This window comes from Polaribacter sp. Q13, assembly GCF_016858305.2.
Lineage (GTDB): Bacteria > Bacteroidota > Bacteroidia > Flavobacteriales > Flavobacteriaceae > Polaribacter.
Genome location: NZ_CP074436.1, coordinates 3,406,195 through 3,419,695, shown reverse-complemented (window position 1 = coordinate 3,419,695; position 13,501 = coordinate 3,406,195). Strand labels below are relative to the sequence as shown.

Sequence of the window (13,501 nt, the reverse complement as noted above, 5' to 3'; positions counted from 1 at the left end):
AGCTTTTAAGTTCTAACAATGCAACAGATTATCTATTTTTTTCAGAAGTTTAAGTATTTTCTGTTTTTTTTATTGTTAGCGTTAATAGCACTAACGTTCACTTTTAATAACCTTAGTTTTCAGAAAAGTAAATTTATAAATTCTGCCAATGGTATTACGGGTGGTTTTTTCTCAACAATTTCTAATGCAACGGAATATGTAGGGTTAAAATCTGAAAATAAAATTTTATCAGAAGAAAACACACGTCTAAATAATCTTTTAGAAAAAAAGAACTCCTTACGTATTAGCACCGACTCAACAATTATAGATTCCTTAAAATATCATCAAAAATACACTTTTACAAACGCTAAGATCATCAACAATAGTTACAGTAAACAATTTAATTTTTTAACTATCAATAAAGGTAAACACCAAAATATAGATAAAGAAATGGCTGTAATTAATAGTAAAGGAATTATTGGCATCACTGAAAGCTCATCAAATAATTATACCCGTGTTCAATCTATTTTAAATAAAAATAGTGGTATAAACGCAAGGCTAAAAAACAGTAATTACTTTGGTACTTTAGGCTGGAATGGTCTAGATTATAAAACGGTACAACTTTCTGATATACCAAGACAAGCTCCTTTAAAAATTGGAGACACTATTGAAACTGATGGTAAGTCTACTATTTTCCCTGAAGGAATACCTGTTGGAACCATTTCTAAAATAAATAAAGGAAACACAGCCAACAATAAAGTAGATGTAAAATTATTTAATGATATGAGTAACCTCGGTTATGTTTATATCATTAAAAATTTAGATAAAGAGGAAATACAATCTTTAGAAACCGTAAGTAATGAATAAAAGTATAAATCAAATTTTATTTTTTTTATTCTTGCTGTTTTTGCAAGTTTTAGTCCTAAACAATATTAATTTTTTAGGCTATATAAACCCCTATCTTTATATAGCATTTGTATTTTTATATCCTGTAAAAGAAAATAGATTTTCTATTCTTTTTTTATCTTTTCTATTAGGTTTATTTGTTGATTTCTTTTCTAATTCTGGAGGTATTCATGCTTTTGCAACTTTATTTATTGCGTATGTAAGATTGTTTTTTATAAATGCATATTTTAGAAAAATACCTGCAGATTATCCTTTCTTCAGCTTAAAATCAGAATCTTTTGGTAAAGTTTTTAACTATGTAGTAACTTTAACAATAATTCATCATCTTATTTATTTTTCTTTTGCTAATTTTAGTTTTCAAAATTTATCAATGGTTTTATTTAACACATTATATTCAAGTGTTTTTACATTGATCTTATTTTTTCTAGGAACCTATATTTTTACTAAAACCGAATAATGCAAAGAAGTTTTTTACTTTATTTTTTAATTACACTTATTGGAATTATTTTTATTGGAAGACTTTTTCAATTACAAGTAATTAGAGGCGGCAACTATGATCCTATACATAATTCTGCCGTAAAAATTGAATACAACTACCCAGAAAGAGGTTATGTATATGATAGAAATGGCAAACTTTTAGTTGCCAATCAGCTTTCTTATGACGTTATGGTACAACCAAACCAGGTAAAACCGTTAGACACTATAGAATTTTGTAATCTATTAAAAATTAATAAAAAAGACTTTTTAAAAAGATTAGAGAAAGCAGACAATTATGCTCCTTATTTACCTTCTGTTTTTTTAAAACAATTAGCTAAAGAAGATTTTGCTTTTCTTCAAGAAAAACTACATAAATACTCTGGTTTTTTTATTCAAAAAAGAATCATTAGAAAATATCCTATTAATGCAGCCGCAAATGTACTTGGTTATATTGGTGAAGTAAATGAAACTTTAGCAAAAGAAAATGCCTACTACCAACCAGGTGAGTTAATTGGAAAAGATGGAATTGAAAGACAATATGAAGATTACTTAAGAGGGACTAAAGGGAAAAAATACCTACAAAGAAACAACTTAAATAAAGTTACAGGGTCTTACCTAAATGGTAAATACGATACGTTACCAAAAAATGGTAAAGACTTAACTTTAACACTAGATATAGACCTACAGCTTTATGCTCAAAAACTAATGACTGGTAAAAGAGGAGGAATTGTAGCCATAGAACCTTCAACTGGAGAAATTCTAGCACTAGTAACCGCCCCTAGTTACAACCCAAACATGTTGGTTGGTAGAAAACGATCTAAAAATTCTACCATCCTTTTTAATGACACCATAAGCAAACCTTCTTATGACAGGGGCTTATTAGCAGCTTACGCTCCTGGTTCTCCTTTTAAAATGATGAATGCTTTAATAGGCCTTCAAGAAGGTGTTATTACAGAAGAGACTGGTTTTAGATGTCATCATGGTTTTAGATACGGTAGCAGAGCAGGTGCTTTTATGGGATGCCATTGCGGAATTACGGGAAGGCCAGTACAACTAAAAGCAGCCATTGCAAGATCTTGTAACACTTACTTTTCTAACACTTATAAAAGAATTATAGAAAAAGACAACAATCCATCAGAAGGTTTAGATACCTGGCATAACCACATTGCTAGTTTTGGTTTAGGTGACTATTTAGGGTATGATTTACCTGCAGGAAGTCCTGGATTAATTCCTACCGGAAAATATTATGATGATATTTATAAATATTCTTGGAATGGTTCTACTACCATATCCAATGCTATTGGCCAAGGAGAAGTTTTAACAACCCCTATTCAACTTGCTAATTTTACAGCTGCAATTGCCAATAAAGGATATTTCTTTACACCTCACGTGTTAAAAGAAGTAAATAAAAACCATATTAAAGATCCTAAATATACAATTGCAAAAAAAACAACGATAGATAAAAAGTATTTTACTCCTGTAATTGAAGCCATGCGCGAAGTTTTTATAACAGGAACAGGGAGGTTTAATCAAGTAAAAGGAATTGAAATTTGTGGAAAAACCGGAACCGCAGAAAACTTTGCAAGAATAGACGGTCAAAAAATTCAACTTCCAGATCATTCAATTCTTGTGGCATTTGCCCCTAAAGAAAATCCTAAAATTGCGTTAGCTATTTTCGTTGAAAATGGTGGTTTTGGTTCTGCAATTGCGGCTCCAATTACCAGCCTACTTATAGAAAAATACTTAAACGGTAAAATATCTAAAGCAGACAAATATAGAGAGCAAAGAATGTTAGACTTAAGTTTAGAAGATATTTATGCTAAACTAAACCAAAAACCTAAAGAAATTGCGACAGGAACGGAATAACATTTTTGCAGAAATCGATTGGCTTTTAGTTTTTTTATTCTTTACCCTTGTTGGTTTTGGATGGATGAATATTTATGCCGCTTCCAAAACGGAAGAAAATCATCAAATCTTAGACTTTTCAACCAAATATGGAAAACAAATTCTTTGGATAGGTTTAAGCGTTCCATTAATTGTTATCATCCTTTTTTTTAATTCTAAATTTTACGAAAAATATTCTAGTATTTTTTACATCATCTCACTGTTTGTATTAATACTTCTTTTCCCTTTTGGAAAAGAAATAAACGGAGCAAAATCTTGGTTTAATTTTGGAGGAATGACTTTACAACCTTCAGAATTTGTAAAAGCTTTTACAGCCTTAGCGGTCGCTAAATTATTAAGTGATAGACAATACAATTTAAACTTAGTTAAAAACCAGATAAAAGCCTTTATCATTATTTTTACTCCAGCACTATTAATTACACTACAGCCAGATGCAGGTTCTGCATTAATTTATTTAGCCTTCTTTTTTGTGTTAAATAGAGAAGGTTTAACTCTAAATTATATACTTATAGGATCGTTGGTTATTATTGTTTTTATTTCAACTATCTTCTTCGGTTATATTTCTGTCTTATTCTTTTTATTAGCATTACTTACATTGGGTGTAATTTATGCCGTTTATAAAGGCGGTAATAGATTTATTCGTTTTAATTGGTATAAAGTTTTAGGCTTATACGTAATTACCACACTCTTTATATTCGGAACAAACCTTGTTTACAATAATGTTTTTAAACAACACCATAGAGATCGGTTTGAAGTTTTATTAGGCTTAAAAACAGATAAAACAAATATCGGGTATAATTCTTATCAATCTGAATTAACAATAAGCTCTGGAAGTTGGCTGGGTAAAGGATTTTTAAAAGGAGATATTACCAAAGGAGATTTTGTACCAGAGCAACACACAGATTATATTTTTAGTACTGTTGGAGAAGAATGGGGATTCTTAGGTAGTAGTTTTGTTATTATTCTTTTTATGTTGATGATGTATAGAATAATATACTTAGCAGAAACACATAACAATAAATTTGGACGAATTTACGGCTATAGTGTTGCTTCTATTCTCTTTTTTCATGTTCTAGTAAACATAGGAATGGTTATTGGCCTATTACCTACTGTAGGAATTCCATTACCCTTTTTTAGCTATGGGGGGTCATCTCTTTGGGGTTTTACCATCTTACTTTTTATCTTTATAAGGTTAGATGCTCATAAACACTACGATTGGTAAAATAGATCTATTCCTTTATTTTAAAGAAACTTTATTAATCAGAATCATCTAATCAAGCTAAATATATCCTTTATTGATTTTAATTGTTTGCATGCATTCTAAAATGCTTTTAAAGGACCATTTAGAGGTATTAGAAACATAGTATTCCTTTTCTTTAGACTAACTAATATTTACGCATACTACGGATCAACACAAAAAGTTGTGGAGTAAACTAAAAAAGAAGAACTTTGACTTTTAAATTCTTTCTATTTTGGATACTTCAATTGAACTTGCTAAATTATTACTACCAGAAATACTTATAGACTATTTTAAACTCACTAAACATGAAGTTAAAAATGGAGAACTACATTTCTATTTCACCGAATTGAATACGATTCCAGAAGAATTTAAAGGATTAAAATTAAGTTCTAAAGGCTTTTTTCCTGAAGCGACTATTCAAGATTTTCCAATCCGAGGTAAAAACGTTTTTCTACATGTTATTAGACGACGTTGGGTGGAAGAAAGTTCTAAGAAAGTAGTTGTAAGAGATTGGCAATTAGTAGCAAAAGGCACTAGGATTACTAGTGAATTTGCTGCTTTTTTAAAACAAATCAGTCAACAATAACGCCACAAGCACAAGTATCGTCGCTAACTTTTACGGAGTTAACCCAAGGAGCTTACAGAGACAATACAAAGATTATTTAAGTGATTTTAAGCTATGGAACCAAAAACCGCATGCTGAACAATGGTTGCTTTTTCCTAAAAATATTGGAAGTTATCTTTCCATAGATGAAACAGCATTTTCTAATGGAGATTTATATACTATCGTGACTAATAAAAATGCGAACGGAAAGAAAGGTGCTTTACTCGCTATGATTAAAGGTACTAAAGCTGAAGATGTTATTAGAATTCTTCATAAAATAGCTTTAAAACAACGGAAAAAAGTAATCGAAGTAACCTTAGACATGGCAGGAAACATGGGGTTAATCGTTAAAAAATCATTTCCAAAAGCTGTATTAGTTATAGATCGCTTTCATGTACAAAAATTAGCTTTAGATGCTTTGCAAGAAATAAGAATTAAACATCGTTGGGAAGCAATAGATAAAGAAAACGACGCCATAGAAAACGCTAAAAACAACTCCTTAAAATATGTTCCTGAACTACTACCAAATGGAGATACTCTAAAACAATTATTAGCTAGGAGTAGATATCTATTATATAAATCTAGTAACAAGTGGACTAACACCCAACAGGAAAGAGCTGAAATACTTTTTAAAAATTATCCAGATATAGAAAAGGCATATAATTTATGTCAAAACTTATCCTGGATTTATAATCAAACAAAAGATAAAACTGTTGCCTTAATTAGACTTGCTAAATGGGATGAAAAGGTAAGACAAGCAAAGTTTAAAAGCTTTAATAGCATTGCTAGAACAATGTCTGTACATTATCAGAATATACTCAACTATTTTGACAATAGAAGCACAAATGCTTCTGCAGAATCTTTTAATGCTAAAATTAAAGCCTTTAGAGCACAATTTAGAGGTGTTAGAAACATCAAATTTTTCCTTTTTAGGGATCAACACAAAAAGTTGTGGAGTAAACTAAAAAAGAAGAACTTTGACTTTTAAATTCTTTCTATTTTGGATACTTCAATTGAACTTGCTAAATTATTACTACCAGAAATACTTATAGACTATTTTAAACTCACTAAACATGAAGTTAAAAATGGAGAACTACATTTCTATTTCACCGAATTGAATACGATTCCAGAAGAATTTAAAGGATTAAAATTAAGTTCTAAAGGCTTTTTTCCTGAAGCGACTATTCAAGATTTTCCAATCCGAGGTAAAAACGTTTTTCTACATGTTATTAGACGACGTTGGGTGGAAGAAAGTTCTAAGAAAGTAGTTGTAAGAGATTGGCAATTAGTAGCAAAAGGCACTAGGATTACTAGTGAATTTGCTGCTTTTTTAAAACAAATCAGTCAACAATAACGCCACAAGCACAAGTATCGTCGCTAACTTTTACGGAGTTAACCCAAGGAGCTTACAGAGACAATACAAAGATTATTTAAGTGATTTTAAGCTATGGAACCAAAAACCGCATGCTGAACAATGGTTGCTTTTTCCTAAAAATATTGGAAGTTATCTTTCCATAGATGAAACAGCATTTTCTAATGGAGATTTATATACTATCGTGACTAATAAAAATGCGAACGGAAAGAAAGGTGCTTTACTCGCTATGATTAAAGGTACTAAAGCTGAAGATGTTATTAGAATTCTTCATAAAATAGCTTTAAAACAACGGAAAAAAGTAATCGAAGTAACCTTAGACATGGCAGGAAACATGGGGTTAATCGTTAAAAAATCATTTCCAAAAGCTGTATTAGTTATAGATCGCTTTCATGTACAAAAATTAGCTTTAGATGCTTTGCAAGAAATAAGAATTAAACATCGTTGGGAAGCAATAGATAAAGAAAACGACGCCATAGAAAACGCTAAAAACAACTCCTTAAAATATGTTCCTGAACTACTACCAAATGGAGATACTCTAAAACAATTATTAGCTAGGAGTAGATATCTATTATATAAATCTAGTAACAAGTGGACTAACACCCAACAGGAAAGAGCTGAAATACTTTTTAAAAATTATCCAGATATAGAAAAGGCATATAATTTATGTCAAAACTTATCCTGGATTTATAATCAAACAAAAGATAAAACTGTTGCCTTAATTAGACTTGCTAAATGGGATGAAAAGGTAAGACAAGCAAAGTTTAAAAGCTTTAATAGCATTGCTAGAACAATGTCTGTACATTATCAGAATATACTCAACTATTTTGACAATAGAAGCACAAATGCTTCTGCAGAATCTTTTAATGCTAAAATTAAAGCCTTTAGAGCACAATTTAGAGGTGTTAGAAACATCAAATTTTTCCTTTTTAGACTCTCAAATATTTATGCCTAATTTCTAAATCCCACAACTTTTTGTGTTGATCCATGAAAAGGTAAGACAAGCAAAGTTTAAAAGCTTTAATAGCATTGCTAGAACAATGTCTGTACATTATCAGAATATACTCAACTATTTTGACAATAGAAGCACAAATGCTTCTGCAGAATCTTTTAATGCTAAAATTAAAGCCTTTAGAGCACAATTTAGAGGTGTTAGAAACATCAAATTTTTCCTTTTTAGACTCTCAAATATTTATGCCTAATTTCTAAATCCCACAACTTTTTGACTTGATCCCTTTTTAGACTCTCAAATATTTATGCCTAATTTCTAAATCCCACAACTTTTTGTGTTGATCCCATACTACTAAATACTCACAACTTTTGGACTTGATCCATAACTACCCTCTTTAAATTTAGAGCAAAAAAAAAGCTCTGAATTTTCATTCAGAGCTTTTAAGTTTTAATGCTTTTAAAATCTTACATTGCAGCAACGTGCTTTGTTAATTTAGATTTTAAATTGGCTGCTTTGTTTTTGTGGATAATGTTATTCTTAGCTAACTTATCTAACATAGAAATAACTTTACCTAATTTAGTTTCTGCATCTTTTTTATCTTCTGCAGAACGCAAATCTCTAACAGCATTACGTGTAGTTTTATGCTGATATTTATTACGCAACCTTTTAGCTTCGTTACTTCTAATTCTCTTTAATGCTGACTGATGATTTGCCATAATTCTTAATTTATTTAGTTTTTTATATTAAAACTTTGTAGTCCGTACGGGAATCGAACCCGTGTTACATGGATGAAAACCATGCGTCCTAACCCCTAGACGAACGGACCAGAACAATTAAGAATATCCTAATTGCGGATGCAAATATACAATGTTTTTTAATTCCTGCAAGTAATCATAATAAAATTTACTATTTTTTTCAAAACAAATACTTAACGGTCCTAAATTAAAAGAAAAAAACACCTTAACATACTGATATAATTACATTTAATCAATATTTATATTTTCTTATAATCTTTCTATTAAGAAAAAGAAAATACCAAATATGTATTTCTTATAATAAGAAGTAAGTTCTTAATTTAGTTTTTAAAAAAACTAATACTATAAATCCATCAAATATTTTAAGTAAAAATGCTACATAAAACAAAAAAACTCTAAATATTACTATTTAGAGTTTTAAATTTTTAGCTATTAAATCTAATTACATTGCGCTTACGTGCTTTGTTAATTTAGATTTTAAATTAGCTGCTTTGTTTTTGTGGATAATGTTATTCTTAGCTAACTTATCTAACATAGAAATAACTTTACCTAATTTAGTTTCTGCATCTTTTTTATCTTCTGCAGAACGCAAATCTCTAACAGCATTACGTGTAGTTTTATGCTGATATTTATTACGTAACCTTTTAGCTTCGTTACTTCTAATTCTCTTTAATGCTGACTGATGATTTGCCATAATACCTTAATTTGTTTTTTTATTAAAACATTGTAGTCCGTACGGGAATCGAACCCGTGTTACATGGATGAAAACCATGCGTCCTAACCCCTAGACGAACGGACCAGAACAATTAAGAATATCCTAATTGCGGGTGCAAATATACAATGTTTTTTAATTCTCACAATAGTTTTCGAAAAAAAACATTTTTTTTTCGAAATTAATACGCTTTTGCAAAAAGCACCCTTCTAGAAGATGGCTTTCCTGTTAAAACACAGACACCTATTTCTTCTTTAGCATCATTAGGTATACATCTAATAGTTGCCTTTGTATATTCTTTTATTTTGTCTTCTGTTTCTTCTGTACCATCCCAATGTGCAGACACAAAACCACCAGTATTTTTTATAGCCTTTTTAAATTCTTTAAAATCGTCTACAACCGTTGTATGTTCTTTTCTAAAATCTATTGCCTTCTTGTATAAGTTATCCTGAATTTCTTCTAAAAGGTTTTCAATAAAAGAAACAGCATCGTCTTGGGCTACTATTTGCTTTTCAAAAGTATCTCTTCTTGCAATTTCTAAAGTTCCATTTTCTAGATCTCTATTTCCAATAGCGATTCTTACTGGCACTCCTTTTAACTCATACTCTGCAAACTTAGCTCCTGGTCTATAAGTATCTCTTGTATCAAATTTAACAGAAATTCCTTTTAATCGTAATTCTTTTACAATTACATTCATTTTCTCGGAAATTGCTGCTAATTGCTCATCTCCTTTATAAATTGGAACAATTACCACTTGTATTGGCGCTAATTTTGGAGGTAGTACCAAACCATTATCATCGGAATGCGTCATAATTAAACCACCAATTAAACGTGTAGATACACCCCAAGAAGTAGCCCAAACATATTCTTGTTTTCCTTCTTTAGAAGTAAACTTAACATCAAATGCCTTTGCAAAATTCTGTCCTAAAAAATGACTTGTACCTGCTTGCAAAGCTTTTCCGTCTTGCATTAAAGCCTCAATGGTATACGTATCATCTGCACCTGCAAAACGCTCACTATCCGATTTTGTTCCCTTAATTACGGGCATCGCCATAAAATTTTCTGCAAACTCCGCATACACATCTTGCATTTGCTTTGCTTCCACTACAGCTTCTGCTTTTGTAGCATGAGCCGTATGCCCTTCTTGCCATAAAAATTCTGCGGTACGTAAAAATAAACGTGTACGCATTTCCCAACGAACCACATTTGCCCATTGATTTATTAGTAAAGGTAAATCTCTATAAGACTGAATCCATCCTTTATAAGTATTCCAAATAATTGCTTCAGAAGTTGGTCTTACCACCAATTCTTCTTCTAATTTAGCTTCTGGATCTACTCGTAACTTTCCCGGATTATCAGGGTCATTTTGTAAACGATAATGTGTTACTACTGCACATTCTTTAGCAAAACCTTCTGCATTTTTTTCTTCAGCTTCAAACAAACTTTTGGGAACAAATAAAGGAAAATAAGCATTCTCATGTCCTGTTTCTTTAAACATTCTATCTAGTTCTGCTTGCATTTTTTCCCAGATGGCAAAACCATAAGGTTTAATAACCATACATCCTCTAACTGCAGAATTTTCAGCTAAATCTGCCTTCACTACTAACTCGTTATACCATTTGGAATAATCGTCGGCTCTTTTTGTTAAATGTTTACTCATAATCAAAAGTTTGGCACAAATATTGCACCCTTTATTGTGTAAATGTTTGTTAAAAATTCGTTATATTATACAAAAACAGGACAAAACTACTATAATTTAAAGAGTTTTAACTACATTTAATTGATAAAATAAGTATTCATCTAAATATATTCATTATGAAACCTCGATATATAAATTTCAAACTAAACCAACTCTTATTTTTACTAACCACTAGTTTAGTATTGGTTTCTTGTGGTACCTATCAAAGTGCTTATAATGATGATGGTATTTATGGCGATGAGACTGTAAATAGTAACAACAAGAAAGTTATCTATGCTAACGAGGATGAATATGATGATTACAACGATAATTATTTTTTAAACAAACTAAACAGCCTAGAAAATGTAGATAATAATGATGTTTTTACAGATGTTGATAATTATAATTCTGTAGACACTATTTATATTGATGAAGAAGATATTGATGAAACATTAAATTACAAAGCTAACCAACCTTGGGGACAAAATGACAATAACGATGTCTCAGTAAATATCAATGTAATTGAAAGTCCTTATTGGAATAATTATTATGGTTATAATTATTATGATACTTGGGGTTACAGAAACTGGAACTATAGAGGTTACGCTTGGAATTACAATCCTTATTGGCATCCTTACCATAATTATAATGCTTGGAATGTAGGTTTCTATTCTCCTTACTATTATCAACCTTATTATTACGGATACTCTAGCCCTTATAGAAATTATAACAATAGATACACTAATCGTACGTACAGAAATAACAATTACGGAAGAAGATCTACAAACAACACAACATATAGAAGAAATAGCTCCGTTAATTCTAGAAGTAGAACTGCTACAACAAGCAGAAGAAGCACATCTACCAATAGACAACCTACAAGTACATCTAGCAGGAGAAGTAGCACAACAACATCTCCTAGTAGAAATTCTACAACCAATAGAAGAAGCACCTCACCCACTAGAAGTTCTAGAAGCAGTTCTTCTACACGAAGAAGTTCTGGTACAAGAAGTAGCTCTGGAACTAGAAGTAGTTCTAGTACTAGAAGAAATAGCGCTAGTGTAAACAACAACACAAACACCAGAAATAACAAACAAGTTGTCGTTGTAAGAAGATCTTCTACGCCTAGTAGCTCTAGAAATTCTAACGCATCAACAGCAAGAAGAAGTTCAAATACCTCTACAAGAAGCACTAGCAGAACTACACCGCCTAGAAGCTCAAGTTCAACAAGAAATACGTCAACGAGTTATTCACCAAGAAGAAGCTCTACTACTACGTCTTCTAGCAGGAGTAACACATACACTCCTTCTACAAGAAGCTCATCTTCCTCTAGATCATCATCTACAAGAAGTACCCCTAGTAGAAGCAGTAGCAGCTCTAGAAGTTCATCTTCCAGTTCATCTAGAAGAAGAGGGTAGTGAATTAGTTTTATGTTCTTTAAAAGATTACAAACAAATATTAGTATGAAAAAATTTATAATAACAACGATCTTATTCGTAGCAACAGTTACGTCTTATTCTCAATCTTTAGGTTATCAAGATTTAGGCGTTTTATTTTCTCAAAATGATGATAACGGTTCTGCTCGTTTTACAGCTATGAGTGGTGCTTTTGGAGCATTAGGAGGAGATATTTCTTCAATGAGTGTAAACCCTGCAGGTATTGCTGTCTTTACAAATAGTTCTTTTACAGGAACCATTAATTCTAGAAATACAGATACAAGTGCCGCTTATGGAGACGCTAGCTTTAATGATAGAAAAAAAATAACAACTCAAGATCAATTTTTTAATCTTTCTCATGCTGGTGCAGTTTTAGTTTTTGATAGCGCATACAAATCCGATTGGAGTAAATTTGCAATTGGTTTTAACTATAGAATTACTAAAGATTTTGAAAACAGCTTTTCAGCTCAAGGAAATGAGGCCGTTACTAAATTCGACACAAATCCACGTGTTCAAAATACACTATATAACTACACAGATGGACAACTATTCGATACAAATTACAACGGAGAAACAACAGAGTTAAACATCGCTTTTTCATCAGTTCATAAAAACAAATTATATATAGGTTTAGGTCTTAATTTCTATGATTTAAATTTCACTCAACAATCTGTTTTAACGGAGTTAAATAGTGACGAAGATGGAAATATCCTTGACGTAGAATTATATCAAGAAAATCTTACATCAGGAACAGGTTTCTCTGCAAACGCAGGTTTTATTTATAAAGCAAATCAAAATTTTAGATTTGGTTTAGCTTATCAAACACCAACTTGGTATACAGAAATCTTACAAGACACAAATTACAACCAAGACAGCAATATTGATATTGGAGAAACAGCTTTTTTCCCGGATGAAGTTTACTCCTTTTCTGAAAACAATCCTCGTCAATTTATCTCTTATAAATTAAAAACACCGAGTAAAATAACCGCAAGTGCCGCTTTTATTTTCGGAAAAGATGGTTTAATCAGTTTAGATTACATCAACAGAAATTATAAAAACATAAAATTATCTAACGGTGATTTTACAATCGAAAATCAGTTTTTTGAAAACGAATTAAGAAATACACATTCTTTTAACATAGGTACAGAATGGCGTATGGATAGATTTAGCGTAAGAGGTGGTTATAAATTTGAGCAAGACCCTAATAAAGCTGCTTTGAGTTCAGATAATTTAAAAGGATATTCTTTAGGTGCAGGTTACAACTTTGGTAATATAAAATTAGACTTTGCTTTTAGCGACAACAATAGAACTGGTGTATATAATTTTTACTCAAACCTTATTACAGACGTAAATCCATCAGAAATAGAAATAGACAATAAAACAATTACAGCATCTATTAGCTTTAATTTGTAAACGAAAATAACACTCAATAAAAACACCGCTTGTAGATACAACTAATATCCGCAAGCGGGTTTTTATTTAACA

14 protein-coding genes and 2 tRNA genes are annotated in these 13,501 nt (G+C 30.9%); 11 read left to right on the top strand and 5 right to left on the bottom strand.

What is annotated here, in order from left to right; all coding sequences use genetic code 11:
• Positions 1-18: 18 nt before the first annotated feature.
• From mreC to JOP69_RS14420, 9 genes are all read left to right on the top strand, one after another.
• Positions 19-846, top strand: a complete 828-nt coding sequence (mreC, locus tag JOP69_RS14460; protein WP_203394934.1) for a rod shape-determining protein MreC — start codon at positions 19-21, stop codon at positions 844-846.
• Positions 839-1,342 carry a rod shape-determining protein MreD gene (gene mreD, locus JOP69_RS14455; RefSeq protein ID WP_203394935.1) on the top strand — a complete coding sequence of 168 codons (504 nt, stop codon included), beginning with the start codon at positions 839-841 and terminating at the stop codon, positions 1,340-1,342. Before mreC ends, mreD begins: the two co-directional genes overlap by 8 nt.
• Positions 1,342-3,228 carry a penicillin-binding protein 2 gene (gene mrdA, locus JOP69_RS14450; protein WP_203394936.1) on the top strand — a complete coding sequence of 629 codons (1,887 nt, stop codon included), beginning with the start codon at positions 1,342-1,344 and terminating at the stop codon, positions 3,226-3,228. Before mreD ends, mrdA begins: the two co-directional genes overlap by 1 nt.
• A complete protein-coding gene (gene rodA / locus JOP69_RS14445) occupies positions 3,209-4,489 on the top strand; it encodes a rod shape-determining protein RodA (RefSeq protein ID WP_203394937.1) in 1,281 nt (426 codons plus the stop codon). Before mrdA ends, rodA begins: the two co-directional genes overlap by 20 nt.
• A gap of 250 nt (positions 4,490-4,739) precedes the next feature.
• Positions 4,740-5,093, top strand: coding sequence for a transposase (locus JOP69_RS14440; protein WP_203394059.1), 354 nt, complete (start codon positions 4,740-4,742; stop codon positions 5,091-5,093).
• 124 nt (positions 5,094-5,217) lie between these two features.
• Entirely contained in the window at positions 5,218-6,099 is an 882-nt protein-coding gene (locus tag JOP69_RS14435) for a transposase (protein WP_368377976.1), read from the top strand.
• 12 nt (positions 6,100-6,111) lie between these two features.
• Positions 6,112-6,465, top strand: coding sequence for a transposase (locus JOP69_RS14430; RefSeq protein ID WP_203394059.1), 354 nt, complete (start codon positions 6,112-6,114; stop codon positions 6,463-6,465).
• A 124-nt stretch (positions 6,466-6,589) separates the two neighbouring features.
• On the top strand, positions 6,590-7,438 hold the full coding sequence (locus JOP69_RS14425) for a transposase (protein WP_368377975.1): 849 nt from the start codon (positions 6,590-6,592) through the stop codon (positions 7,436-7,438).
• Between the two features lie 22 nt (positions 7,439-7,460).
• Positions 7,461-7,685 (top strand): transposase, encoded by a 225-nt coding sequence (locus JOP69_RS14420; RefSeq protein ID WP_203393863.1) that lies wholly within the window; start codon positions 7,461-7,463, stop codon positions 7,683-7,685.
• A gap of 214 nt (positions 7,686-7,899) precedes the next feature.
• On the opposite strand, the gene rpsT (JOP69_RS14415) is transcribed toward JOP69_RS14420, so the two are convergent.
• From rpsT (JOP69_RS14415) to proS, 5 genes are all read right to left on the bottom strand, one after another.
• Positions 7,900-8,151 (bottom strand): 30S ribosomal protein S20, encoded by a 252-nt coding sequence (rpsT, locus tag JOP69_RS14415; protein WP_105050263.1) that lies wholly within the window; start codon positions 8,149-8,151, stop codon positions 7,900-7,902.
• 38 nt (positions 8,152-8,189) lie between these two features.
• Positions 8,190-8,261 (bottom strand) — tRNA-Glu (locus JOP69_RS14410).
• A gap of 371 nt (positions 8,262-8,632) precedes the next feature.
• Positions 8,633-8,884: a 30S ribosomal protein S20 gene (gene rpsT, locus JOP69_RS14405; protein ID WP_203394847.1), complete on the bottom strand. Its 252-nt coding sequence runs from the start codon at positions 8,882-8,884 to the stop codon at positions 8,633-8,635.
• A 33-nt stretch (positions 8,885-8,917) separates the two neighbouring features.
• A tRNA-Glu gene (locus tag JOP69_RS14400) sits at positions 8,918-8,989 on the bottom strand.
• A gap of 94 nt (positions 8,990-9,083) precedes the next feature.
• Complete coding sequence (gene proS, locus JOP69_RS14395) at positions 9,084-10,562, bottom strand: proline--tRNA ligase (RefSeq protein ID WP_203394846.1); 1,479 nt, start codon at positions 10,560-10,562, stop codon at positions 9,084-9,086.
• 155 nt (positions 10,563-10,717) lie between these two features.
• On the opposite strand from proS, the gene JOP69_RS14390 reads away from it, so the two are divergent.
• Both JOP69_RS14390 and JOP69_RS14385 read left to right on the top strand, forming a co-directional pair.
• Positions 10,718-11,998 (top strand): hypothetical protein, encoded by a 1,281-nt coding sequence (locus JOP69_RS14390; protein ID WP_203394845.1) that lies wholly within the window; start codon positions 10,718-10,720, stop codon positions 11,996-11,998.
• A gap of 45 nt (positions 11,999-12,043) precedes the next feature.
• Positions 12,044-13,429, top strand: a complete 1,386-nt coding sequence (locus JOP69_RS14385) for an OmpP1/FadL family transporter (protein WP_203394844.1) — start codon at positions 12,044-12,046, stop codon at positions 13,427-13,429.
• The last annotated feature ends 72 nt before the right edge of the window (positions 13,430-13,501 follow it).

Coding starts and splice junctions, on each gene's coding strand:
- mreC (WP_203394934.1), top strand. CDS start 19: ATGCAACAGATTATCTATTTTTTTCAGAAGTTTAAGTATTTTCTGTTT.
- mreD (WP_203394935.1), top strand. CDS start 839: ATGAATAAAAGTATAAATCAAATTTTATTTTTTTTATTCTTGCTGTTT.
- mrdA (WP_203394936.1), top strand. CDS start 1,342: ATGCAAAGAAGTTTTTTACTTTATTTTTTAATTACACTTATTGGAATT.
- rpsT (WP_105050263.1), bottom strand. CDS start 8,151: ATGGCAAATCATCAGTCAGCATTAAAGAGAATTAGAAGTAACGAAGCT.
- rpsT (WP_203394847.1), bottom strand. CDS start 8,884: ATGGCAAATCATCAGTCAGCATTAAAGAGAATTAGAAGTAACGAAGCT.
- proS (WP_203394846.1), bottom strand. CDS start 10,562: ATGAGTAAACATTTAACAAAAAGAGCCGACGATTATTCCAAATGGTAT.
- JOP69_RS14390 (WP_203394845.1), top strand. CDS start 10,718: ATGAAACCTCGATATATAAATTTCAAACTAAACCAACTCTTATTTTTA.
- JOP69_RS14385 (WP_203394844.1), top strand. CDS start 12,044: ATGAAAAAATTTATAATAACAACGATCTTATTCGTAGCAACAGTTACG.